Genomic DNA, 23,203 nt, shown 5'->3' with positions numbered 1-23,203 from the left:
CGCGTCGAGATCAGGCGGTCCGGCGAACGCGCGACGGCGAGGGCGCCGGCTGTCGTGTCCTGGCCGGATCACCTGACTCGGGCGGGACCACCCGCGTGTCGGCGGCGGGCCGTATGCTCACTGCGTGTCGATGACCGAATCGGATGCCGCATCCCCGGCACCCGCCGACCCCCCGCACTGGGTGCGCAAGGTCGTCCTGTTCCTGGGTGGGCAGACCGCGAGCCTGTTCGGCTCGATGCTCGTGCAGTACGCGGTCTTCTGGTATCTGACGATCACCTACCAGTCGGGGATCATCATGATGCTCGCCGCGGTGTTCGGCTTCCTGCCGCAGGCGATCGTCTCGGTGTTCGGCGGTGTGTGGGCCGACCGGCACAACCGCAAGTGGCTGATCGTCGGGGCCGACGCCGCCATCGCGGCCACGACGCTGCTGCTCGCCCTCGCCCTCATGACCGGATTCGACGCGCCGTGGCTCATCTTCGCGGCGCTCGCGATCCGGTCGGCCGGCGCCGGCATCCAGATGCCCGCCGTCGCGGCGCTGATCCCGCAGATCACACCGATGCGCCACCTGATGCGCGTCAACGGCATCAACGGATCGATCCAGTCGGCCATGGCCCTGCTCGCCCCCGCTGCGGCAGGGGCGATCTACGCGTGGTCGGCGTCGGTGAACGGCGGGTCGGCGGCATCCCTCGTCCCGATCTTCTTCGTCGACGTCGTCACCGCGGTGATCGGCATCGGCCTGCTCGCCTTCGTGGGCGTGTCGGCGATCCGCACCGCCGGCGAGGCGCAGACCGGCTACTTCGCCGACCTCGTCGACGGCGTGCGCTACATCGCCCGCCACGGGTTCGTGCGGTGGCTGCTGGTGCTCTTCGCGATCATCTTCGTGCTGACCGTGGCCCCGTCGAACCTGACGCCGCTCATGCTCGTGCGCTCGTTCCCGGCCGGCGAGCAGCAGGACGTCGTCAACCTCGCGGTGCTCGAGATCGCCTTCAGCATCGGGATGACGCTCGGCGGCATCGTCGTCGCGTCGCTGTTCGCCAACCGCAGCCGGGTCGGGATGCTGGTGGTGTCGTCGCTGGTGTTCGGCGCCCTGTCGATCGGCCTCGGGCTGTCGCCGAACATCTGGGTCTTCTTCGCGTTCATGTTCCTGGTCGGCCTGGCCGTGCCGTTCTTCTCGACGCCATCGATGACGCTTCTGCAGGAGACCGTCGAACCCGAACGGCAGGGCCGCGTGTTCGGCTTCGTCGGAATCGTGATGGCCGTCGCGATGCCGTTCGGCATGGTGGTCTTCGGGCCGCTCGCCGACGTCGTGCCCATCGAGGTGCTGCTGGTGGCCGCCGGCATCCTGACGTTCGTCGTGGTGGGGCTGGCGGTCTGGCTGCCGGCGGGTCGACGAGCCGTGACCGCCGCACGGGCGGCATCCCGCGCGAACGACCCCCGTGAGGGCGCCGCCGCCGTGGAGGCGGCGATGCACGACGACGCGGAGTGACACCGAGCCCTACGCTCAGGGTGTGCAGCTGAACGAACCTGTCGTCCTCGAGAACGCATGGGTGCGCCTGGAGCCCTTGGGCGACCAGCACATCGATGACCTCGCCGAGGCATCCCTCGGACTGGAGCGCGCGTGGTACACGACCGTACCCACGGTCGACGGCATGGGCGCCGACATCGCCTGGCGGCGCGGCCAGCATGAAGCCGGAACGATGAACCCGTGGGCGGTGCGCCGACTCGAGACGGGCCGGGTCGTCGGAACGACCACGTTCTGCAACATCGACCAGCCCAACCGGCATGTCGAGATCGGCCACACGTGGCTCGGTCTGTCGGCGCAGCGCACGGCCGTCAACTCGGCCGCGAAGCTGCTGCTTCTCGGCCACGCGTTCGAGACGTGCGATGCGATCGCCGTCGAGTTCCGCACGCATTGGCACAACCGGCAGTCCCGCGAGGCGATCGTGCGGCTGGGCGCCAGGCAGGACGGCGTGCTGCGCAACCACCGCCTCGGCCCCGACGGGTCGCTGCGCGACACCGTGGTCTTCTCGATCCTGCCGCACGAGTGGCCCGCCGTCCGCCTGGGGCTGGTGGAGCGCCTCGCCCGACCCTGAGCGGCTCCGGCATCCCCTTTCACCCGTTTGGGGCGCACTTCCGGTTGTGGGGCGCGGAAATGCGCGCCCCGAGTCCGCAAACTCGCCCCATACCTGGTCGCAGTGCGGCGGACGCCGGTTCCTCCCCAGGCGAGCCTGACGGGTGGATCGCCTCCGAGGGCGGTGGATGCCGCACTCCGACCACCCTCGAGCGGCGAGCATCGTGGTGTGAGCGACACGGACCTTCCACTCCGACGGCGCTGTGAGCTGCTGGAGGACGGCGTCACCGACCGCGCGGTCGGCGCGAAGGTGCGCGCAGGCTCATTGGTTCGGGTCCGCCCCGGCGTCTACGTCGACGGCAGTGCATGGCGTGGTGCGCGTCCCGAAGAGCGGGTGATCGCCCGAGCCCGTGCGCTGTCGTTGGTGTCGCACACGCCGCCCGTCGCGTCTCACGAGACCGCCGCGGCCCTGCACGGCTTGCCCGTGTTCCGCCCCGATCCCGCGCGGGTGCACGTCATCGTCCCGACCGCGCGGCCCGGCGCGGCGACGGGAGTCGTCCGGCATCGAGGCGAACTCGACCCGTCCGAGGTGGTGGAGATCGACGGCGTGGTGTGCACATCGCTCGAGAGGACCATCGCCGACATGGCCCGCACGGCGAGCACCGAACAGTCGGTCGTGGCGGGCGACGCCGCCTTGAGGGCGATCTGCGGGGTGGGCCCGGGGCAGTACGCGAGGGATCTGGCCGCGGACTTCACCGAGCGGGTGCGGACGATCGCCCACCGAAGCGCCCACGGTGTAGCTCGTGCGGACCGCAGGCTCGCATTCATCGACGGCCGTGCGCAGCTTCCCGGCGAGTCCATCAGCCGCATCCGTCTGCACCAGGCCGGATTCCGCAGGCTCGACCTGCAGGTGCCGGTCGCCGGCCCGCCCGGTCGGGGGTACTTCTTCGTCGACTTCTGGCTGCGGGATGCTCACGCCTTCGGTGAGTTCGACGGATCCATCAAGTACACGGACGGCAGATACACCGACGACCGCTCGTCGTTCGAGGTCTTCGACCGCGAGAAGGCGCGCGAGGATTGGATCCGCGGTTCGCAGCAGGCGCCGCTCGTCCGGTGGGGCTGGTCGCACATCCGCACCGCCGAGACACTGGCGGCCCGGCTCGCCGCATTCGGCGTCGTCGCGCCGTAAGCCCGCACATCCGGCATCCCGTGGTTCGGGGCGTGATCCGGTCATCGGGGCGTGAAGTTCCGCGCCCCGAGGTCGGGGGTGCGCCCCAAACCTGGAGGAACAGGGTGGATGCCGGAGGACAGGACGGATGCTGCAGGGCGACCGATGATCGCGCGGTCAGCCGTCGACGACAGCCACCAGCTCGTCGAGGAACGCCGTGAAGTCGGTGCCCCGGCGCACGATGCGCTGCACGCTCTCGCGCTCGGAGAAAACCTCGACGAACTGTTCGAAGACGGTCTGGAAGGCCTCGCGGTCGTTCTCGGAGAACGCCACCAGTGCGACGACCTGCACGCGCCCCTCCCCCCAAGCCATCGACGGCTCGGCGATGCCGATCGCGATCGCCGTACGGCTCGCGGTCATCCCCAGCGCGTGCGGCACCGCGAGCGCGTCGGTGAACGCCGTGGACGACAGGCGCTCCCGCTCGATCGTCCGCTCGACGTAGTCCTCGTCGATGACGCCCTGCTCGACGAGCATCCCGCCCAGCATCCGGATCACCGCCTCGGCGTCCATGCCGTCGAGCCCCCGGCGGAATGCCGACGGGTCGAAGTACCGCTCGAGCTCGGCCCGCAGTCGTCCCAGCCGGCGCGACCGCCGCACGCGCCCGGCGGCCTGCTGCACCCGGTCGATGTCGGCGTCGGTGAGGAACGGCTGGATGCGCACGATGCGGTCGCCTCGATCGCCGACGGATGCCGCGGGGTCGATCGTCGTCAGCACCAGGTCGGTGTCGACCGACGCCCAGTCGGGGTCGACACGCGTCTCGACCCCCACCACCTCGATCGCCTGACCGAGCGAACGGGCGACGCTCGATCGCAGCAGCTCGTGCAGCTCGTAGTAGCCGGGGCACACGATCGTGGCGGTCAGCAGCTGGTCGGCCCGGCGGCTGCGTTCGAGTCGGCCGCCCACGTGCATGGCGATGTAGGCGATCTCGTCGTCCAGCAGCGGAATGCCCAGTCGCTCCTGCAGTCCGTTCGCGATGTAGACGCCGACCTCGAAGATCATCGGGTAGGTCGACTTGAGCGATCGGGTGAGCGGGTTGCGCGACCACGCCTGCTCGCGCGCGCGCTGCCGCAGATTCTGCACGTGCAGGGCGAGGCGCAGGATGAAGTCCTCGTGGGCGATGTCGACGAGGAACTCGGCGGCCGCCCCCGTCACCACATCGCGGACCGCCGATTCGACCTCGGGGTCCAGCGGCGAGCGGGCACGGTCGCCGGGGCGGGCGCCGGGCGCGACGATCCGGGTGAGGACGAGGGTGCTGAGGTGGGCCGCGTCGCCGGTGCCGAGGCGCACGTCGAGGTGCTGCTCGGCGAGGCGCACGATGATGTCGGCCACCTCCCGCTGCCCGGGCTGCACGGCCACCGAGGGTTCGTCGAGACCGCGGTCGCGCGAGACGCGATCGGCCGCGATGGCGATGTGCATGACGACGTCGGTGATGCCGATCTCGTTGACGAAGTAGCCCAGTGCGCCCAGCTCGGCCACCAGCTCGCTCTTGAACGGCCCGAAGGCGCGGGCGCCGACCGACTCCTCCCCCAGCGTGCGACGCAGCGCGTCGAGGTCGAACGAACCGGCATCCATCTCGTCGTGCGCGAGACGGCTGAGCAGCCGCCGCTGGGCGGTCTCGGTGCCCAGCAGCCGTGCCCGCTGCGCGGAGCGCTCGAGGGTGAGCTCGGTGCCGCCGAGCAGTCCCCGTACGCGCGCCAGATCGGCCTCGACCGTCGCCGAGCTCACATGCAGCTGTTCCGCCGTGTCATAGACGTCGATGCCGTCCTCGGAGTCCAGCAGCAGCCGGACGAGCGTGTGCAGGCGATCGCGCGGCGTTCCCGACTCGCCGGCCGAACGCAGCGCCGCTCCGGCTTCCGGTCCCGCTCGATAGCCCTGCGGACCCGACTCGATCGCGGTGCCGGCCGGCACGCGCGCGTTCAGCGCCGTGACGTAGGAACGGATGCTGCGGGGCGTGACCCCGAGCGAGTCGGCCAGTGTGGCCGCGGTCGCCCACTCGCCGTCGCGCACGAGGGCGGCCAGCAGGCGATCCTGTCTTGCTCGTGTCACATCGAACCTCTCCCGACGCCGCCGTCGGTCTGTCGGAACGAGCCAAGTCAACCACGATCCCGTCGGTGCGGCGCGGCGCCCCGCGTGCCACTGACCCCCGGGCGACCCGCAGCGATAGCGTGAGCGCGAGCGCGCGGACGGTCCGCGCGGATCTAAGGAGTCACCATGGCCGGTCAACGCCCCGGAGGCGTCACCCTCGTCGCGGTCATCGCATGGCTGAACGGACTGTTCACCATCATCAGCGGCGTCTTCCATATCTTCAGCTGGGCGGGATGGGTGCAGATCATCATCGGCATCCTGACCATCGCGGTGAGTCTGGGGCTGTTCCGCGGCAGCAACCTCGCGCGGATGATCCTGGCTGTGATCTTCGTCATCGACATCGTCGTGGCGATCGTCGCGTGGTTCGCCGTCGAGGGCTTCGGCCTGTGGGCGACGCTCGGCGCGAGCATCCTGCCCCTCATCGGGCTGATCCTGCTGTTCTCGCCGAAGGCGAACGCCTTCTTCCGCTGAGAGCCGATCCACCACCCCGACGGGGCCGCCGGAACCACCGGCGGCCCCGTCGGCGTTTCCGCCCCTGTGGAAAGAGGTGTGGTTGTCCGCTCCCAGTGATCTCACAAGAATGAGGAACACGAGGAGGTGGGTCGATGAGGATCCTGGTCGTCTGCGGTGCGGGCGCGTCGAGCACGTTCGTGGCTCAGCGAGTGCGTCGGGCCGCGCAGCAGCAGGGTCTCGGCTACACCGCGTTCGCCGGCACCGAGCAGTCTCTGCCGATCGACCTCGATGCCGCCGACGTCGTGCTGATCGGCCCGCACCTCGGCCATGCGCTGACACGCATCGAGAAGGATGCCGCCTATCGCGGCACCACCGTCGTGCTGCTGCCCGACGACATCTTCCAGGACCTGGACGGGACGCGCACCCTCGCGCTCGTCCACGGCGCGGTCGACGGCTCCGGGGGGATCCCGTCGGCCGCGCCATCATCCGCCGACGTCTCGACGAAAGGAACATCATGACGCAGCTCACGCGCACCGTCCGCATCGGTTCGTCCCATGGCCTGCACGCCCGCCCCGCGAAGCTGTTCGCGCAGGCGGCGAAGGACGCCGGCATCCCGATCACGATCGCGAAGGGCTCGGGCGCCCCCGTCAACGCGGCGAGCATTCTCGGCGTCATCGCGCTCGGGGTCGAGCAGGGCGACTACGTCACCCTCACCGCCGACGGCGACAATGCCGAGACGGCGATCGACACGCTCAGCGAGCTGCTGACGACCGATCACGACGCGGAGTAGACCGATGACGGAACTTCGTGGAGTCGGAATCGGCCTGGGCGTCGCCCAGGGACCCGTCGCGCGCATGGCGGAGCCGCTGCCGGCGCCGTCGGACGCACCGAGCACCGTGGGGGTCGAGCCCGAACGCGAGCGTGTGCGCGACGCGATCGCCGGCGTGGCCCGTGAACTGGAAGAGCGCGGCGCACAGGCCGGTGGGTCCGCGCGCGACGTGCTCGAGGCCCAGGCCATGATGGCCGAGGATCCGACGCTCGCCGCCGAGGTCGACACGCGCATCGCCGACGGCAAGACCGCCGAGTGGGCTGTGCACGACGCGTTCGCGTCGTTCCGAGACCAGCTCGTCGCCATCGGCGGCTACCTCGGCGAGCGCGCCGCCGACCTCGACGACGTCGCCCAGCGCGTCATCGCCCGGCTGCGCGGACTGCCCGCCCCGGGCGTGCCCGACCCCGGGCATCCGTTCATCCTGGTGGCGAAGGACCTCGCACCGGCCGACACCGCGCTGCTCGACCTCGACAAGGTGCTCGGGCTCGTGACCACCGAAGGCGGGCCGACCTCTCACACCGCGATCCTCGCCCGCGAGAAGTCGATCGTCGCGGTCGTCGGCGCCGCGGCTGCCAAAGACCTCGCCGACGGCGAGACCGTCATCGTGGATGCCGCCGCCGGCGTCGTCGTGCGCGACCCCAGCGCCGACGAGCTCGAGCGGGCACAGCACCGTGCCGACTCGCGCGCCGCCGCTGCCGACGCCCCGATCACGCCGGGCGCGCTCGCCGACGGCACGGCCGTGCCGCTGCTGGCGAACCTCGGCAAGCCGGGTGCCGCGGCCGAGGCCGTCGGGCTCGGCGCCGAGGGGGTGGGCCTGTTCCGCACCGAGTTCCTCTTCCTGAGCTCGAGCCAGGCGCCGACCGTCGCGGAGCAGAAGGCGGCCTACACCGAGCTGCTTGCGGCGTTCCCCGGCAAGAAGGTCGTCGTGCGCGTGCTGGACGCCGGCGCCGACAAGCCGCTGCCGTTCCTCAACGACGCCCACGAAGAGAACCCCGCGCTCGGCCTGCGGGGCATCAGAGCCCTTCGCGCGAGCGAGGACATCCTGCGCGAGCAGCTGACCGCCCTCGCCGAAGCGGATGCCGCGACCTCGGCCGACCTGTGGGTGATGGCTCCCATGATCGGCACCGTCGAGGAGACCCGGTACTTCACGGCTCTCGCCCGCGAATACGGCATCAAGACCGCGGGGGTCATGGTGGAGGTGCCCTCGAGCGCTCTGCTGGCCGACCGCGTCCTCGCCCACGCCGACTTCGCGTCGATCGGCACGAACGACCTCACCCAGTACACGATGGCCGCCGACCGCCTGCTCGGCTCGGTCGCCGCGTTCCAAGACCCGTGGCATCCCGCCGTCCTCCGTCTCGTGCGCGAGGTCGGAGCGGCGGGACAGGCGCGAGGCAAGCCGGTGGGCATCTGCGGCGAGGCTGCGGCCGACCCGCTGCTGGCCGTCGTGCTCGTCGGACTCGGTGCGACGAGCCTGTCGATGGCTCCCACAGCGCTCGCCGACGTGCGCGCGACGCTGCTCCAGCATTCGCTCGACGATGCCCGCCGCATCGCCGACGCGGCGCTGGCCACCGATGATCCGGAGCAAGCCAGACGTGCGGCACACGCTGCCGCCACCCGAGAAAAGGAGACACAGCAATGACAACGGCGTCCGCACCCCCATCGGGTGTCAGCAGAGCTCGCGTAGGGGTGCAGCGATTCGGCACCTTCCTCTCGGGCATGATCATGCCGAACATCGCGGCATTCATCGCATGGGGCTTCATCACCATGCTCTTCATCCCGTCCGGCTTCCTCGGACCCAACAGTCCGTTCGGATGGCACTGGTATCCCGTGTCGGACATGCTCGGCTCCGGCGGTGACGCAGCGGTCATCGGCTGGGAGGGAGCGATGCTCCAGCTCGCCGAGGGCGACGGCGGGAACTTCTTCCAGTACGTCGGCCTCGTCGGCCCGATGATCGTCTACCTGCTTCCCCTGCTGATCGCGAACACCGGTGGCCGCATGGTCTACGGCGAGCGCGGCGGCGTGGTCGCGACGATCGCGACGATGGGTGTCATCGTCGGCACGAACATCCCGATGTTCCTGGGTGCGATGATCATGGGTCCGCTCGCCGCCCTGGCCACGAAGTACATGGACAAGATCTGGGACGGCAAGATCAAGCCCGGGTTCGAGATGCTGGTGAACAACTTCTCCGCCGGCATCCTGGGCATGATCCTCGCGATCGTCGGGTTCTTCGTCTTCGGTCCAGTCATGCTCGGCGTCAGCGCCGTCCTGGGCGGCATCGTGGGGTGGCTGGTGGACTTCAACCTGCTGCCGCTGCTGTCGATCATCGTCGAGCCGGCGAAGGTGCTGTTCCTGAACAACGCCATCAACCACGGCGTGTTCACACCGCTCGGCATCGAGCAGGCCGCCGAGACCGGCAAGTCGATCCTGTTCCTCATCGAGGCGAACCCCGGCCCGGGCCTCGGCCTGCTGCTGGCCTTCACCTTCTTCGGTGTCGGCGCGGCGAAGGCCTCGGCGCCCGGCGCGATCATCATCCAGTTCTTCGGCGGCATCCACGAGATCTACTTCCCGTACGCGCTGTCGAAGCCGATCACCATCCTCGCGCTGATCGCAGGTGGCGCCACCGGTGTCACGACGAACATGCTGCTGGGCGGCGGACTCGCCTTCCCCGCGGCACCGGGAAGCATCATCGCCGTCACCGCGGCGGCGATCGGCCCCGGCGTCGGCAACCTGCTGGTGGTCTACCTGTCGGTGATCCTCGCCGCCGTGGTGACGTTCCTCATCGCCGGCGTGATGCTGCGTGCAACGCGCAAGCGCGATCTCGAGGCGGGGCTGTCCGGCGACCTGAGCGCCGCGATCGCCCAGACCGAGGCGAACAAGGGCAAGGAGTCGGCTGCTCTCGCGGGTCTGCGGGCCAGCGCCGGCCACGACGCACGGGCCGAGCGCGATGCCGAGGCGGCGTACGACGAGGCCGAGACCGCGCGGTCGACCGATGGCGTGCTCAGCGGAGGGCGCTTGGAGACCAAGCAGGTGCGGAACATCGTGTTCGCCTGCGACGCCGGGATGGGCTCGTCCGCGATGGGCGCGAGCGTGCTGCGCAACAAGATCAAGAAGGAGGGCATCGAAGACGTGACGGTCGTCAACAAGGCGGTCGCGAACCTGGATGCCTCTGCCGACCTGGTCATCACCCAGAATCAGCTCACCGACCGGGCGAGGAAGCAGGCGCCCGACGCGATCCACGTGTCGGTGGACAACTTCATGAACTCGCCGAAGTACGACGAGGTCGTTGAACTGGTGCGCGACCAGCACCAGGCTGGTCAGTAGCAGCGAGAGACAGCTGCGGGGTCGGGCGGCGGGAGGCCCCCGACCCCGTGGCCTTTCGGTCACAAGGCCGCATCACGCGGCGGAGAGAAAGGCGCAAGGCATGGCACGAGACGTTCTGAGCATCGGACAGGTGCGGATCCACGGCGGCAGCGCGTCGCGGGAAGAGGCGATGAAGGAGGCCGCCGACATCCTCGAGGCCGCCGGCGCCGTGACGGGCGCCTACTTCGACGCGATGCAGCAGCGGGAGCAGACGGTGTCCACCTACATGGGCAACGAGCTGGCGATCCCGCACGGCACGAACGACACGAAGGATGCGATCCTCGAGTCCGCATTGTCGGTCGTCCGCTACGACGGCGGCGTCGACTGGGACGGGGAGCAGGTGACCTTCGTCGTCGGCATCGCCGGCAAGGGCGACGAGCACCTCGAGATCCTGTCGCAGATCGCGATCCTGTTCTCGGATGAAGACGAGGTCGCAAAGCTCAAGACGGCGAGCACTCCCGAAGAGCTGTTCGCGCTCGTCTCGGCGGCGGGCGTCTAGATGAAGGCCGTCCACTTCGGAGCCGGCAACATCGGCCGCGGGTTCGTCGGGCTGCTGCTGCACGACGGCGGATACGACCTCGTCTTCTCGGACGTGGCCGCACCGCTGGTCGATGCCATCAACGGCGTCGATTCCTACACGGTGCACGAGGTCGGCGAGGGCGGCGAGGATCGCGTCGTCACCGGCTTCCGCGCCCTCAACAGCGCCGATGATCCGGATGCCGTCGCCGCAGAGATCGCGTCGGCGAACGTCGTCACGACGGCGGTCGGCCCGACGATCCTGAAGTTCGTCGCGCCGCACATCGTCGCCGGCCTCGGCCTGCGCGACCCCTCCGCTCCCCCGCTGCAGATCATGGCGTGCGAGAACGCGATCAACGCGACCGACCTGCTCCGCGACGAGATCATGCGCGAAGCGGGCGAAGCGTGGGATGCGCTGTCGGCCCGCGCGGTGTTCGCGAACACCGCCGTCGACCGCATCGTGCCCGCTCAGCCCGAGGGCGGCGGCGTCGACGTCACGGTCGAGCCGTTCTACGAGTGGGCGATCGAGCGACCGCCGTTCGGAGACGAGCCGCCGAACATCCCCGGTGCGCACTTCGTCGACGACCTCGCCCCGTACATCGAACGGAAGCTCTTCACGGTCAACACCGGCCATGCGACGACCGCGTATTTCGGCGCACGCGCCGGTGTCGAGCGGATCTCCGAGGCGCTCGCCGACCCCACGATCGCCGCGGACGTCGAAGCGGTGCTGGAGGAGACCTCGGCCCTGCTGGTCGCCAAGCATGAGCTCGACCCCGAGACCCAGGCAGCCTACCGGCGCACCATCCTCGCCCGCTTCCGCAACCCGTCGCTGCCGGACACCGTCTGGCGCGTGGGCCGCCAGCCGCAGCGCAAGCTGTCGCGCAACGAGCGCTTCGTCGGTCCGGCAGCCGAAGCGTCGGAGCGCGACCTTCCCGTCGACGCCCTCGTGAAGGCGATGGCTGCGGCACTCGAGTTCGACGACCCCGACGACCCGCAGTCGGTCGAACTGCAGGCGTTGCTCCGCTCGGAGGACGCCGCGGGCATCACCGCCGCGGTCACCGGCCTCGAGCTGCGGCATCCGCTGTTCGCGCGGATCGAGGCGATCGTCGCGGAGCGTCAGCAGGCGCTGCGGACGTGACCCGGATTTTCGGTTAACGGCTCGTAACCCTTAGGGTTCTACCCTAGGTCGGCGCGTCCGCCGGCACGACGATGTGCAGGAGACAACGCATGGAGCATCGCTACGCCGTGATCGGCGCAGGGCCGTCGGGGCTGTCAGCGGCGCGCGCACTGCAGAAGGCGGACATCGCGTTCGACGGCTACGAGGCGTCGCGCGGCGTCGGCGGGTTGTGGGACATCGAGAATCCGCGCTCGACCATGTACGAGTCGGCGCACCTCATCTCGTCGCGCACGACCACCGAGTTCGCCGAGTACCCGATGGACTCCCGCGCCGACTACCCCAGCCACCGCGCCCTCATCCGGTACTTCCGCGACTTCGCCGACCACTTCGGCCTCACCGAGCTGTTCCGCTTCGACACCAAGGTGACCGGCCTCGAGCGCACCGATGACGGCTGGCTGCTGCGCGCCGACGGGCCTGACGGCGAGATCGAGCAGCACTACACCGGCGTGATCCTGGCCAACGGCACGCTCGCCGAGCCGAATGTGCCCGCCTTCCGCGGCGAGTTCACCGGCGAGCTGCTCCACACCAGCGCCTACAAGTCCGCCTCGCAGCTGACCGGCCAACGCGTGCTCATCATCGGCGCCGGCAATTCGGGGTGCGACATCGCCGTCGACGCCGTGCATCATGCGGCATCCGTCGACATGAGCGTGCGCCGCGGCTACTACTTCGTGCCCCGCTACCTGTTCGGCCGGCCCTCCGACACCCTCAATCAGGGCAAGCCGCTGCCTGCGCGTATCAAGCAGTTCGTCGACAAGCGCGTGCTGCAGGCGTTCACCGGCGACCCGGTGCGGTTCGGGTTCCCCAAGCCCGACTACAAGATCTACGAATCGCACCCCATCGTCAACACGCTGATCCTCAACCACCTGGGCCAGGGCGATCTTCACATCCGCCCCGACATCGACCAGTTCGACGGGAAGACCGTGCACTTCCGCGACGGTACGAGCGGCGAGTACGACATGGTGCTGCTGGCGACGGGATACACGCTCGACTATCCGTTCGTCGACCGGGCGGAGCTGAACTGGACGGGCTGGTCCCCCACGCTCTTCCTCAACGTCTTCCCGCCGTCGTTCAACGGGCTGTACGTCATGGGCATGATCGAGGCGTCCGGCATCGGGTGGCAGGGTCGGTACGAGCAGGCCGAGCTCATCGCGACCTACCTGGCCGCGCTCGAGCGGCATCCCGAGCGCGCGGCGGCGCTGCGTGAGCGCGTCGCGTCCGAGCCGTGGCCCGATCTCACCGGCGGCTATCGCTATCTGGGCCTGGAGCGCATGTCGTACTACGTCAACAAGGATGCGTATCGCGCGGCCGTGCGGTCGACGACGACACAGCTGAGATCGGATGCCGCCGACTCGGGTGTCGGCGCGACGGGCCGCTCCATCCGGTCGCGCCTTCGCCGCCCCTCGACGCGGAAGGTGCGGGCATGAACCCCGACGACATCGTCCTCAACTTCAACCCGGGCACGCTGATCATCCTCAACGTCGTGCTCGGGCTGATCATGTTCGGCATCGCGCTGGACACGACCGTCGACGACTTCAAGGTGGTCGCCCGCAAACCCAAGCCGTTCGCGATCGCGATCCTCGCACAGCTGGTCGTGCTGCCGGCGGTGACGTTCGGGCTGACGCTGATCCTGCCGGTCAGCCCGTCGATGGCCCTCGGAATGATCCTGGTCGCGTGCTGTCCGCCGGGCAACATCTCGCAGGTGCTCACCCACCGGTCTGGCGGCAACGTCGCCCTGTCGGTGTCGATGACCGCTGTCGGCAATCTGATCTACATCGTCATGCTGCCGCTGAGCATCGCGTTCTGGGGATCGTTGCATCCGACGGCGCGCACGCTGCTGGAAGCCGTCGAACTCAACCCGTGGCAGATGCTGCTCGACATCTTCCTCATCATCGGCCTGCCCTTCCTGCTCGGTCTGTTCATCCGGGCGCGCTTCCCCCGCTTCTCGGCGAAGGTGCAGCCGTACGTGAAGTGGTTCTCGCTGCTCGCGCTGGTCGGCTTCATCGTGGCCGCCCTCGCCGGCAACTGGAGCATCTTCGTCGCCTTCCTCGGCATCATCGTGCTGGTCGTGACGATCCATGACGCCGTGGCCCTGGCGATCGGGTACGGCACCGCGGTCGTCGGCGGCCTCGGCACCCGCGAGCGCAAGGCGATGACGTTCGAGGTCGGCATCCGCAACGCGGGCCTCGGACTCGGTCTCGTGTTCGCGTTCTTCGGCGGGCTCGGCGGCATGGCCATCGTCGCCGGCTGGTGGGGCATCTGGGACATCATCGCCGGCCTCATCGTCGCGAGCCTGTGGGCGCGGCACACCAAGCGGCGCACCGGCTCGATCAAGGGCGACGCCTCGCGCCACGCGCGCGCCGGCGACGCGGACGCGGCGGCCGAGGCATCCTCATGACCCGCGTGTTGATCACCGGCGGAGCCGGATTCCTCGGCAGCCACGTCGCCGCGGCGCTGGTCGCGCGGCCCGACGTGGAGCTGATCGTCGCCGGCGACGTGCGGCGGCCGGAGCATCCGCTCGACGGAGTGGTGTACGACGAATGCGACGTGACGATCGCCGGCGCACTGGCGCCCCTGCTCGACAGACACGGCATCGACGTGGTCGTCCACCTGGCGGCGATCGTCAATCCCGGTCGCGACCACGACATGGAGTACCGCGTCGACGTCGAGGGCTCGCGACACGTGCTCGAGGCCTGCCTGGCCGCCGGTGTGCGGCGCATCGTGGTGTCGTCGTCGGGCGCCGCGTACGGCTACCACCCCGACAACCCCGAGTGGCTGCGCGAGAGCGACCCGGTGAGGGGCAACGACGAGTTCCCGTACGCCAAGCACAAGCGGCTGGTCGAACAGATGCTGGCCGGCTACCGCGAGGCGCACCCTGAGCTGGAGCAGGTGGTCTTCCGCATCGGCACGATCCTCGGCCCGACCGTCGACAACCAGATCACGGCGCTGTGGAACGGCGCGCGGCTGCTGGCGATCCGAGGCTCGGAGTCGCCGTTCGTCTTCGTGTGGGTCGATGATGTGGCCGGCGCGATGGCGCGGGCGGCCACCGACGGCCCTCCCGGGGTGTACAACGTCGCCGGCGACGGCAGGGTGACCGTGCACGAGCTCGCCGACCGCCTGGGCAAGCCCGTGTTCACCGTGCCCGCCGGCGTGCTGGCGTTCGCCCTGCGGATCGGCCGCGCGCTGCGGCTGACCGTGCACGGTCCCGAGCAGGTCGGGTTCCTGCAGTACAGACCCGTCCTGGCCAACGACCGCCTGAAGTCCGACTTCGGCTACGTCCCGGCGCTGTCCTCCGCCGAGGCCTTCGAGGCCTACCTCGACACGCACCCCGGCGTCGCGCTCCGCTGACGCGGGTGCCGGCGGCCCGAACTCCTGAATATTCGCCGTGGCGGGCCGCTGGGTCGTCCGAACTGACGTTCTGCCATCCCTTTCTCAGGAGTTCGGTCTACCCGTGCCCGGTCCTCCCCAGCGCCGCGAGCCGGGGAAGTACTCCACATCCGGGTCTTCACGCCGCGCCGGGCGCCGCCGGACGAACACAGTTGGCGGATGCTTCGTCGCCCGAACCCCTGGAACTGCGAGCCTCGGTACGCGAGCAGCCGAGAACTTCGAGTATCCGGCTGGTCGAAGAGGCAGATCGCACGCGCCGTGGAAGTCGGCTCGCTCGTTCGTGTGCGCAGGGGGAAGTTCGTTCCCGCGGTGATGCACGCCGATCTCGTCACGGCCGCCCGACTCGGTGGACGGCTCGACTGCGTCTCGCTGCTCCGAAACCTGGGCGTGTTCGTCCTCGACAGCGGGCCGCTCCACATCCAGATCGATCCCGTCGCCAGTCGAGTGCCCGAGCGCAGCCCGGGTGTGGTCGCACACTGGAAGCCCACCACCGAGGCGCGCGAGTCTCTCGTGACCGAGATCATCGAGGCGCTGATCCAGGCTGTGAGGTGCCAAGACCCGCGCTCGGCGATTGCGATGCTCGACAGCGCGATGCATCTCGGACTTCTCGATGAGCGAGACCTCGCAGAGGTGTTCGCGCGGCTCCCGCGCCGTCACCGAGTCTTGCGTGGGCTTCTCGATCGCCGGTGCGAGTCGGGCCCCGAGTCACTCGTACGACTGATCCTGCGCGCACTCGGGTGCGCGTTCGACGTCCAGGTGCGCATTCCCGGCGTGGGACGCGTCGACTTCGTGGTCGACGGGTGGCTCATCATCGAGTGCGACAGCGAGGAGTTCCATTCGGGGTGGGCTGCGCAGAAGAGGGACCGTCGAAGGGATGCCGCCGCCGCCACGCTCGGATACACCACCGTGCGTCTGCTCGCCGAGGACGTCATGTGGTCGCGCGACCACGTCACGCGTCAGCTCCGGCAGATTCTGGAGCACGGGCGCCGCGGCACCTGCGTGCCCAACTCCTGAAATTCTGTCGTCGAACCACGACGCAATCGCCGTGCGGGCCTGAATCGCCAGAAACTCAGGAGTTGGGCACGGCGAGCGGCCCCCAGCTAGCGGTCGAAGCCGTCGCCGATGATCGCGATGAGCTCCTCGCGCTCCTCGACGGGCAGGAAGGCGCCCGCCGCGGCGTTGAGCTGGAAGACCTCGAGGTCGTCGAGATCGTAGTCGAAGGTCTCGGCCAGCAGTGCGAGCTCGCGGGTGAGCGAGGTGCGGCTCATCGTGCGGTTGTCGACGTTGACGGTGACGGAGAAGCCGAGCTGGTACAGCAGGTCGAACGGGTGGTCCTCGAGCGTCGTTCCCCATGCGGCGATCGCGCCCGTCTGCAGGTTCGAGCTGGGCGAGAGTTCGAGAGGGATCTCGCGATCGCGCACCCATCGCGCCAGGTCGCCGAACTCGACGAGCACCTCCTCGCCCGACCGTGAGACGACCTCGAGGTCTTCGGCGAGACGCACGCCGTGCCCGAGCCGCAGCGCGCGCCCGTCGATGAGCGCGCCTCGGATCGAGTCCAGCCCGGCAGCCTCACCGGCGTGCACCGTGGCGGGGAAGAACTCGGATGCCAGATAGTCGAAGGCCGCGCGGTGCTTCGACGGCGGGAAACCGTCCTCCGGACCCGCGATGTCGAACCCGACGGCTCCGCGGTCGCGGTACGCCACGGCGAGCTTCGCGATCTCGAGCGAGCGGTCGGTGTGGCGCATGGCCGTGATGAGCTGACCGACCCGGATGTCACGGTCACGGCGGTCTGCCGCATCCTCGCCCTGCTCGATGCCCTCCTGCACCGCCTCGACGGCCTCTTCGAGCGAGAGGCCACGCGCCAGGTGCTGCTCGGGCGCCCAGCGCACCTCGCCGTAGACGACGCCGTCGGCGACGAGATCCTCAACGAACTCGCGCGCGACGCGTGTGAGTCCTTCACGGGTCTGCATGACCGCGGTCGTGAGGTCGAACGTCTTCAGATACTCGACGAGCGAGCCCGAGTCGCTCTTCTCGGCGAACCAGTCGGCGAGGTCGTCGGCATCCTCTTCGGGCACGTCGAGGTCGATCTCGTCAGCCAGCTCGATGATGGTCTGCGGGCGCACGCCGCCGTCGAGGTGGTCGTGCAGCGACACCTTCGGCAGGCTGCGGATCGAGACGCCCTGCAGTGCGGCATCGCCGTGCTGATCGATGGCCATGGGAACTCCTCGGCGGGTGGGACGGTGGTGGACGGAACGGATGCCCGGGGTCAGGCGGTGATGCGCTCGTGGACGATCGGCGATCGGGCCACGGCATCCGCCCCGATCTCCCACGCGCCCTCGAGTGCCGCCAGCGCGCGCTCGAACCGCGAGCCATCCTGACCCAGCAAGGTGAACAGCGCCTGACCTTCGGTCACGGCATCGCCGGGCTTGACGTGGAGGTCGACACCGGCGGCGTGCAGCACCGGGTCCTGCGCGCGAGCGCGGCCGGCACCCAGCCGCCACGCGGCGACGCCGAACGGCAGCGCATCCATGCGTGCGACCACACCCGCCGACGGCGCGACGACCGTGTGCGTCTCGTTGGGCGTCGGAAGCGCGGCGTCCGGATCGCCGTCCTGCGCGCGGATCATCGCCCGCCACACGTCCATGGCACGGCCGCTGCGCAGGGCGGCCTCGACATCGGCATCGGGCTGGCCGGCGAGCGCGAGCATCTCGCGGGCGAGCGCGACGGTCAGCTCGACGACGTCGGCCGGTCCGCCGCCGGCGAGCACCTCGACGGACTCGCGCACCTCGTTGGCGTTGCCGATCGCGAGGCCGAGCGGCGTGTTCATGTCGGTCAGCAGCGCCGTGGTCGACACTCCCGAGTCGGTGCCGAGCGCGACCATCGTGCGGGCGAGCTCGCGCGCACGGTCGAGGTCGCGCATGAAGGCGCCCGAGCCGAACTTCACGTCGAGCACGAGCGAGTCGGTGCCCTCCGCGATCTTCTTCGACATGATGCTCGACGCGATGAGCGGGATCGCCTCGACGGTGCCGGTCACGTCGCGCAGCGCGTACAGCCGCTTGTCGGCGGGCGCGAGCCCCGACCCCGCCGCGCAGATCACCGCGCCGACGTCGCGCAGCTGCGCGGTCATCTCGTCGTTCGACAGCGCGGCCCGCCATCCGGGGATCGATTCGAGCTTGTCGAGCGTGCCGCCGGTGTGGCCGAGGCCGCGTCCTGACAGCTGCGGCACGGCGACTCCGAACGACGCCACCAGCGGCGCGAGCGGCAGGGTGATCTTGTCGCCGACCCCGCCGGTGGAGTGCTTGTCGACCGTGGGCTTGCCGAGCCCGGCGAAGCTCATGCGCTCGCCCGAGGCGATCATCGCGTCGGTCATGACGCGCACCTCGTCGCGGGTCATGCCGTTGAGCAGCACCGCCATCGCGAACGCGGCCATCTGCGGGTCGGTGACGTACTCGCGCGTGTAGGCGTCGACCATCCAGCGCAGGGCGTCTTCGGCGACCTCGCCGCCGTCGCGCTTCGCGCGGATGACGTCGACCGCGTCGAACGCCTCGACCGCCGATCCGTGCTCGCTCATCGTCCCTCCAGGTCTCTCGGGCCGAACGCGTCGGGCAGCACCTCGTCGATGGTGCGGATGCCCGACACCGTCTCGAGCAGCATCCCGGGGATGGCGTGCTCGTACAGCAGCTGGCGGCAGCGGCCGCACGGCATGATCGTCGCGCCGTCGCCGTTGACGCACACGAAGGCGACGAGCTGTCCGCCACCGGTCATGTGCAGGTCGCTCACGAGCCCGCACTCGGCGCACAGGCCGACGCCGTACGACGCGTTCTCGACGTTGCATCCGCTCACGGTGCGACCGTCGGTCACGAGGGCGGCGGCGCCGACCTTGTAGCGCGAGTACGGCGCGTAGGCGCGCTGCATGGCTTCGACGGCGGTCGCCCGCAGCTCGTCCCAATCGATGTCGGTCACGGGCTGCCTTCTTCCACGTCGGTATCTGGGGGGTCTGCGGATGCGGTCACGGGCGCGGTCATCCCTTGATGTACGGGATGCCGTCGGCCGCGGGCGCCCGCGACTTGCCGACCACACCGGCCACGACGAAGATCGTCACGAGGTACGGGAGCATGAGCATGAACTCGCTCGGCACCGGCGAGCCGATGACGCTGAGGGTGTTCTGCAGGCTCGAGGCGAACCCGAACAGCAGCGCGGCGAGGGTCGCCTTGATCGGGTGCCACTGGCCGAAGATGACCGCGGCGAGGGCGATGAAGCCGGCTCCGGCGGTCATCTCCTTGTTGAACGCGATGCCGTTGCCGATCGTGAACACCGTGCCGCCGAGGCCGGCGATCGAACCGGCGAGCAGCACGTTCCAGAACCGCGTCGCGTTCACCTTGATGCCGACGGTGTCGGCGGCCTGCGGATGCTCGCCGACGGCGCGCAGGCGCAGACCCCACTGCGTGTGGAACAGGCCGATGTACACCGCCGCGATGACGACGTACATGATGTAGACGATGATCGTCTGGTTGAACAGCACCGGGCCCACGATCGGGATGTCCGACAGCAGCGGGATCGCGATGCGCCCGAACCGCGGCGGCGTGTTCAGCAGCGCCGCGTTGGGCTGCAGCACCTGCGAGTAGAGGAACCCGGTCACGCCGATCACCAGCACGTTCAGCACGACACCGACGATGACCTGGTCGACGAGGTACTTGATCGCGAAGGATGCCAGCACGAAGGCGACCAGGACGCCCGCGACCATCGCCGCGAGCAGGCCGAGGAACGGAACGCCGGTGAGGCTCGCGACCACCGCGGCGGTGAACGCGCCCGCCAGCAGCTGACCCTCGATGGCGATGTTGACCACGCCCACCCGCTCGCCGATGACGCCGCACAGCGCCCCGTAGATGAGCGGCACGGCAAGGCCCAGAGAGCCGGCCAGCAGACCCGTCACCGGAATCGTCGAGCCCGAGGCCGCCCACGTCAGGAAGCCGATGATGATGATGCCGATGTAGACGCTCACGATCCACAGCGGCGAGCGTCCCGACGCGCGCACGAAGTACGCCGAGGCGGCCGTCAGCAGCACGAGGAAGATCAGGCACACCCACGTCGTCAGCACGACCGGCAGCGCGAGCGGCGGCAGCTGCAGCGGGTCGGCGCCCGACGAGAGGCGGAACGTCGTCTCGCCGGCACGCGGGGCGACCAGGATGAGGATCGCGAAGAGCACGGTGAACACCGCGAGAGCGACCGGCGCCTTCCAGCTGCGGATGACGGTCGTCTCGGGCAGCGGACGCTCGGCCGCGATGTTGACGGCGGGGGCGGTCACTTCGCCACCTCCATCTCGTCGGCCTGGATCTGGGCCTTGAGCGCCTTCTGCCGCGCCTTCTCCTCGCGGCGGCGGTCGCGCTCGGGCGAGGGCAGGAAGAAGATCGTGCGCACCAGCGGCGGCGCCGCGATGAACAGGACGATGAGCGCCTGCACGACGGTGACGATCTCGATGGGGATCTGCTGTCCCGCCTGCATCGCGAACCCGCCGGCCTTGAATGCGCCGAACAGGATGCCGGCGGCGAAGGTGCCCCAGGGCGTCGACCGGCCGAGCAGCGCGACGGTGATGGCGTCGAAGCCGATGCCGGCGTCGATGCCCGCCGTGAAGCCGGTGGTGATCGTCCCGAGCACCTGGTTGACCCCGGCGAGGCCGACCAGGGCGCCCGCGATGAGCATGCCGTAGACGTACATGTTCTTGACGTCGATGCCGGCCACCCGCGCGGCGTTGGGGTTCTCACCGACAGCGCGGAACTTGAATCCCAGGTTCGAGCGGCTGAGGATCCACCACACCAGGATCGTCGCGGCGACGACCAGCACGAACCCGAAGTGCAGGTTGTACTGCGGGCCCAGCAGGTCGGGGAAGACCGCGGTGTCCTTCATCGCGGGCGTCTTCGGGTTGCTGGACCCGGGCGCCTGCAGCAGTCCCGGCGTGCGCAGCATCCACGAGATCAGGTAGAACGCGACGTAGTTGAGCATGATCGTCACGATGACCTCGTGCGCGCCGGTGCGCGCCTTCAGGAAACCCGCGATGCCGGCCCAGAGGGCACCGGCGGCGAGGCCGGCGATGAGGGCGACGATCATGTGGATGCCCCACGGCAGGTCGAGCGAGAACGCGACCCAGCCCGCAGCGGCCGACGCCATGAGCATCTGGCCGCGGCCGCCGATGTTGAACATGCCGATGCGGAACGCGAGGGCGACGCCGAGGCCCGCGGCGATGAGCGGCGTCGCGAAGGTGAGCGTCTCGGTGAGGGGCCGGATGGCCCGATCGAACGACGCCGCCTGGAAGTTGTAGATCGACCCTTGGAAGAGCGCGATGTAGGCGCCCGACACCGAGTTCCAGATCGCAATCAGCGTGTCGCCCGGCCGGGCGAAGAAGTAGACGGATGCCTCTTGCACGTCCTCGTCGGTGAAGGCGATCATGATGCCGCCGACCAGGAGCGCCAGCACCACCGCCAGCACCGAGATCAGGGCGTTGCCCTGCGTGATCTTCAGGAACGTCTCGTGCCACTTCGAAACGGGCGGAGCCGTCTCGGCCGGATCTGTCGTGGTGCTCACGCGGCGGCCCCTTCCCCGGCGGGCGTCTCGCCGGCCATCATCAGTCCCAGAACGTCGCGGGGAGTGTCGCCGGGGACGATCCCGACGATGCGGCCGCGGTACATCACCATGATGCGGTCGGCCAGTGCGCTGACCTCGTCGAGTTCGGTGGACACGACGACGACCGGCACCCCGGCATCCCGCGTCTCGACGATGCGCTTGTGGATGAACTCGATCGATCCGACGTCGACGCCGCGTGTGGGCTGGGCGGCGACGAGCAGGGCGAGGTCGCGACTCAGCTCGCGGGCGAGCACCACCTTCTGCTGGTTGCCGCCGGACAGGTTGCCGACCAGTGTCGTGATCCCCGGGGCCCGCACGTCGAACTCGGTGAGCTTCTCGTCTGCGAACTCGTCGAGCACGCCCTTCTGCACCGACCCGCGCTTGACGAACGGCGCGCCGTTGGCGCGGTCGAGCATGAGGTTCTCGGCGATGGTGAACGTGCCGACCAGGCCGTCCTCCTTGCGATCCTCGGGGACGAAGCCGACGCCCTCGTCGAGGATGCGCCGCACGCTGCGGCCCGCCAGCTCTTCGCCGTCGAGCGTGACCGAGCCGCGCACCTGCGGCTGCAGTCCGACGAGCGCCTCGGTCAGCTCGGTCTGCCCGTTGCCCTGCACTCCGGCGATCGCGAGGATCTCGCCACCGCGCACCTCGAAGCTGACGTCGTTGACGACCACCTGGCCATGGGGGTCGATGACCGACAGGTTCTCGACGACCAGGTGCCGGTCTCTGAGCTGGGGGGGATCTTTGTGGACCGTGAGCTCGACCGCGCGCCCCACCATCATCGAGGCCAGCTCGCTGTTCGACGCCTCGGGCGACGCCTCGCCGACGACTTTGCCGAGCCGGATCACCGTGATGCGGTCGGCGACTTCGCGCACCTCGCGCAGTTTATGGGTGATGAAGACGATGGAGGCACCCGACTCCTTGAGCTGCCGCATGATCCCCATCAGCTCGTCGGTCTCCTGCGGCGTGAGCACGGCCGTCGGCTCGTCGAACACGAGCACCCGGGCATCCCGCGACAGCGCCTTGATGATCTCGACCCGCTGCTGCACGCCGACGGGCAGGTCCTCGACGACCGCGTCGGGGTCGACGTGGAAGCCGAAGCGCGCCGAGATCTCGCGCACGCGCTCGCGGGCCGCCTCGAGGTCGAGGAACCCGCCGGCACGGGTCGACTCGTGGCCGAGCATGACGTTCTCGGCCACGGTGAAGACGGGCACGAGCATGAAGTGCTGGTGCACCATGCCGATGCCGGCACGCATCGCGTCGCCGGGGCCTTGGAAGTTCCGGGGGTGGTCGTCGAGCAGGATCGTGCCCTCATCGGCGCGATAGAGCCCGTAGAGGACGTTCATGAGCGTGGACTTGCCGGCGCCGTTCTCGCCGAGGAGGCAGTGGATCTCCCCGGGTTCGACCACGAGATCGATGTGGTCGTTGGCGACGAGGCTTCCGAACCGCTTGGTGATCCCACGGAGTTCGAGCTTCATACAG

21 protein-coding genes are annotated in these 23,203 nt (G+C 69.5%); 14 read left to right on the top strand and 7 right to left on the bottom strand.

Annotated elements, in window-relative coordinates; genetic code table 11:
* The first annotated feature begins 130 nt into the window (after positions 1-130).
* The 3 genes from ABD663_RS06755 (at position 131) to ABD663_RS06745 (ending at position 3,260) form a co-directional block, all read left to right on the top strand.
* A complete protein-coding gene (locus ABD663_RS06755) occupies positions 131-1,486 on the top strand; it encodes an MFS transporter (protein WP_344737229.1) in 1,356 nt (451 codons plus the stop codon).
* Between the two features lie 22 nt (positions 1,487-1,508).
* A complete protein-coding gene (locus ABD663_RS06750) occupies positions 1,509-2,093 on the top strand; it encodes a GNAT family N-acetyltransferase (protein ID WP_344737203.1) in 585 nt (194 codons plus the stop codon).
* A gap of 207 nt (positions 2,094-2,300) precedes the next feature.
* A complete protein-coding gene (locus tag ABD663_RS06745) occupies positions 2,301-3,260 on the top strand; it encodes a type IV toxin-antitoxin system AbiEi family antitoxin domain-containing protein (RefSeq protein ID WP_344737201.1) in 960 nt (319 codons plus the stop codon).
* Between the two features lie 156 nt (positions 3,261-3,416).
* On the opposite strand, the gene ABD663_RS06740 is transcribed toward ABD663_RS06745, so the two are convergent.
* Positions 3,417-5,345, bottom strand: coding sequence for a BglG family transcription antiterminator (locus tag ABD663_RS06740; RefSeq protein WP_344737199.1), 1,929 nt, complete (start codon positions 5,343-5,345; stop codon positions 3,417-3,419).
* A gap of 165 nt (positions 5,346-5,510) precedes the next feature.
* Between ABD663_RS06740 and ABD663_RS06735 the strand changes: the two genes are divergently transcribed.
* From ABD663_RS06735 to ABD663_RS06685, 11 genes are all read left to right on the top strand, one after another.
* Positions 5,511-5,855, top strand: a complete 345-nt coding sequence (locus ABD663_RS06735; RefSeq protein WP_344737198.1) for a hypothetical protein — start codon at positions 5,511-5,513, stop codon at positions 5,853-5,855.
* A gap of 134 nt (positions 5,856-5,989) precedes the next feature.
* The gene (locus tag ABD663_RS06730; protein WP_344737197.1) at positions 5,990-6,355 is read left to right on the top strand and encodes a PTS sugar transporter subunit IIB; all 366 of its coding nucleotides are present in this window, start codon (positions 5,990-5,992) and stop codon (positions 6,353-6,355) included.
* Positions 6,352-6,627, top strand: coding sequence for an HPr family phosphocarrier protein (locus ABD663_RS06725; RefSeq protein WP_344737196.1), 276 nt, complete (start codon positions 6,352-6,354; stop codon positions 6,625-6,627). Before ABD663_RS06730 ends, ABD663_RS06725 begins: the two co-directional genes overlap by 4 nt.
* 4 nt (positions 6,628-6,631) lie before the next feature.
* The gene (ptsP, locus tag ABD663_RS06720) at positions 6,632-8,305 is read left to right on the top strand and encodes a phosphoenolpyruvate--protein phosphotransferase (protein WP_344737195.1); all 1,674 of its coding nucleotides are present in this window, start codon (positions 6,632-6,634) and stop codon (positions 8,303-8,305) included.
* Positions 8,302-9,987, top strand: coding sequence for a PTS mannitol transporter subunit IIBC (locus ABD663_RS06715; protein ID WP_344737194.1), 1,686 nt, complete (start codon positions 8,302-8,304; stop codon positions 9,985-9,987). Before ptsP ends, ABD663_RS06715 begins: the two co-directional genes overlap by 4 nt.
* Before the next feature lie 100 nt (positions 9,988-10,087).
* On the top strand, positions 10,088-10,525 hold the full coding sequence (locus ABD663_RS06710; protein ID WP_344737193.1) for a PTS mannitol transporter subunit IIA: 438 nt from the start codon (positions 10,088-10,090) through the stop codon (positions 10,523-10,525).
* A complete protein-coding gene (locus ABD663_RS06705) occupies positions 10,526-11,680 on the top strand; it encodes a mannitol-1-phosphate 5-dehydrogenase (protein WP_344737192.1) in 1,155 nt (384 codons plus the stop codon).
* An 89-nt stretch (positions 11,681-11,769) separates the two neighbouring features.
* Positions 11,770-13,143 carry a flavin-containing monooxygenase gene (locus tag ABD663_RS06700; RefSeq protein WP_344737191.1) on the top strand — a complete coding sequence of 458 codons (1,374 nt, stop codon included), beginning with the start codon at positions 11,770-11,772 and terminating at the stop codon, positions 13,141-13,143.
* The gene (locus tag ABD663_RS06695) at positions 13,140-14,114 is read left to right on the top strand and encodes a bile acid:sodium symporter family protein (protein WP_344737190.1); all 975 of its coding nucleotides are present in this window, start codon (positions 13,140-13,142) and stop codon (positions 14,112-14,114) included. The genes ABD663_RS06700 and ABD663_RS06695 overlap by 4 nt, the downstream gene beginning before the upstream one ends.
* Positions 14,111-15,064, top strand: a complete 954-nt coding sequence (locus ABD663_RS06690) for an SDR family oxidoreductase (RefSeq protein WP_344737189.1) — start codon at positions 14,111-14,113, stop codon at positions 15,062-15,064. Before ABD663_RS06695 ends, ABD663_RS06690 begins: the two co-directional genes overlap by 4 nt.
* A gap of 351 nt (positions 15,065-15,415) precedes the next feature.
* Positions 15,416-16,117 (top strand): DUF559 domain-containing protein, encoded by a 702-nt coding sequence (locus ABD663_RS06685; protein WP_425561771.1) that lies wholly within the window; start codon positions 15,416-15,418, stop codon positions 16,115-16,117.
* Positions 16,118-16,203: 86 nt separating this feature from the next.
* Here the strand turns inward: ABD663_RS06685 and ABD663_RS06680 are convergent, their stop codons facing one another.
* Genes ABD663_RS06680 through ABD663_RS06655 form a run of 6 tightly spaced genes read right to left on the bottom strand, consistent with a single transcriptional unit; the run spans position 16,204 to position 23,199 of the window.
* Positions 16,204-17,319: an adenosine deaminase gene (locus tag ABD663_RS06680; protein ID WP_344737187.1), complete on the bottom strand. Its 1,116-nt coding sequence runs from the start codon at positions 17,317-17,319 to the stop codon at positions 16,204-16,206.
* A gap of 50 nt (positions 17,320-17,369) precedes the next feature.
* Positions 17,370-18,674 carry a thymidine phosphorylase gene (locus ABD663_RS06675; protein WP_344737186.1) on the bottom strand — a complete coding sequence of 435 codons (1,305 nt, stop codon included), beginning with the start codon at positions 18,672-18,674 and terminating at the stop codon, positions 17,370-17,372.
* Complete coding sequence (locus ABD663_RS06670) at positions 18,671-19,066, bottom strand: cytidine deaminase (RefSeq protein WP_344737185.1); 396 nt, start codon at positions 19,064-19,066, stop codon at positions 18,671-18,673. Before ABD663_RS06670 ends, ABD663_RS06675 begins: the two co-directional genes overlap by 4 nt.
* Before the next feature lie 58 nt (positions 19,067-19,124).
* The gene (locus ABD663_RS06665) at positions 19,125-20,408 is read right to left on the bottom strand and encodes an ABC transporter permease (protein WP_425561769.1); all 1,284 of its coding nucleotides are present in this window, start codon (positions 20,406-20,408) and stop codon (positions 19,125-19,127) included.
* On the bottom strand, positions 20,405-21,682 hold the full coding sequence (locus ABD663_RS06660) for an ABC transporter permease (protein WP_344737184.1): 1,278 nt from the start codon (positions 21,680-21,682) through the stop codon (positions 20,405-20,407). Before ABD663_RS06660 ends, ABD663_RS06665 begins: the two co-directional genes overlap by 4 nt.
* On the bottom strand, positions 21,679-23,199 hold the full coding sequence (locus ABD663_RS06655) for an ABC transporter ATP-binding protein (RefSeq protein WP_344737183.1): 1,521 nt from the start codon (positions 23,197-23,199) through the stop codon (positions 21,679-21,681). The genes ABD663_RS06660 and ABD663_RS06655 overlap by 4 nt, the downstream gene beginning before the upstream one ends.
* Positions 23,200-23,203: the final 4 nt, after the last annotated feature.

The sequence above is a fragment of the Microbacterium awajiense genome (assembly GCF_039536545.1).
In the GTDB taxonomy this organism is placed as follows: domain Bacteria; phylum Actinomycetota; class Actinomycetes; order Actinomycetales; family Microbacteriaceae; genus Microbacterium; species Microbacterium awajiense.
Note: the sequence above shows the minus strand (reverse complement) of the source record. Positions and strands in the feature narration are given on the sequence as shown.

Coding starts and splice junctions, on each gene's coding strand:
- ABD663_RS06755 (WP_344737229.1), top strand. CDS start 131: ATGACCGAATCGGATGCCGCATCCCCGGCACCCGCCGACCCCCCGCAC.
- ABD663_RS06735 (WP_344737198.1), top strand. CDS start 5,511: ATGGCCGGTCAACGCCCCGGAGGCGTCACCCTCGTCGCGGTCATCGCA.
- ABD663_RS06730 (WP_344737197.1), top strand. CDS start 5,990: ATGAGGATCCTGGTCGTCTGCGGTGCGGGCGCGTCGAGCACGTTCGTG.
- ABD663_RS06725 (WP_344737196.1), top strand. CDS start 6,352: ATGACGCAGCTCACGCGCACCGTCCGCATCGGTTCGTCCCATGGCCTG.
- ptsP (WP_344737195.1), top strand. CDS start 6,632: ATGACGGAACTTCGTGGAGTCGGAATCGGCCTGGGCGTCGCCCAGGGA.
- ABD663_RS06715 (WP_344737194.1), top strand. CDS start 8,302: ATGACAACGGCGTCCGCACCCCCATCGGGTGTCAGCAGAGCTCGCGTA.
- ABD663_RS06710 (WP_344737193.1), top strand. CDS start 10,088: ATGGCACGAGACGTTCTGAGCATCGGACAGGTGCGGATCCACGGCGGC.
- ABD663_RS06705 (WP_344737192.1), top strand. CDS start 10,526: ATGAAGGCCGTCCACTTCGGAGCCGGCAACATCGGCCGCGGGTTCGTC.
- ABD663_RS06700 (WP_344737191.1), top strand. CDS start 11,770: ATGGAGCATCGCTACGCCGTGATCGGCGCAGGGCCGTCGGGGCTGTCA.
- ABD663_RS06695 (WP_344737190.1), top strand. CDS start 13,140: ATGAACCCCGACGACATCGTCCTCAACTTCAACCCGGGCACGCTGATC.
- ABD663_RS06690 (WP_344737189.1), top strand. CDS start 14,111: ATGACCCGCGTGTTGATCACCGGCGGAGCCGGATTCCTCGGCAGCCAC.
- ABD663_RS06685 (WP_425561771.1), top strand. CDS start 15,416: ATGCACGCCGATCTCGTCACGGCCGCCCGACTCGGTGGACGGCTCGAC.
- ABD663_RS06680 (WP_344737187.1), bottom strand. CDS start 17,319: ATGGCCATCGATCAGCACGGCGATGCCGCACTGCAGGGCGTCTCGATC.
- ABD663_RS06675 (WP_344737186.1), bottom strand. CDS start 18,674: ATGAGCGAGCACGGATCGGCGGTCGAGGCGTTCGACGCGGTCGACGTC.
- ABD663_RS06655 (WP_344737183.1), bottom strand. CDS start 23,199: ATGAAGCTCGAACTCCGTGGGATCACCAAGCGGTTCGGAAGCCTCGTC.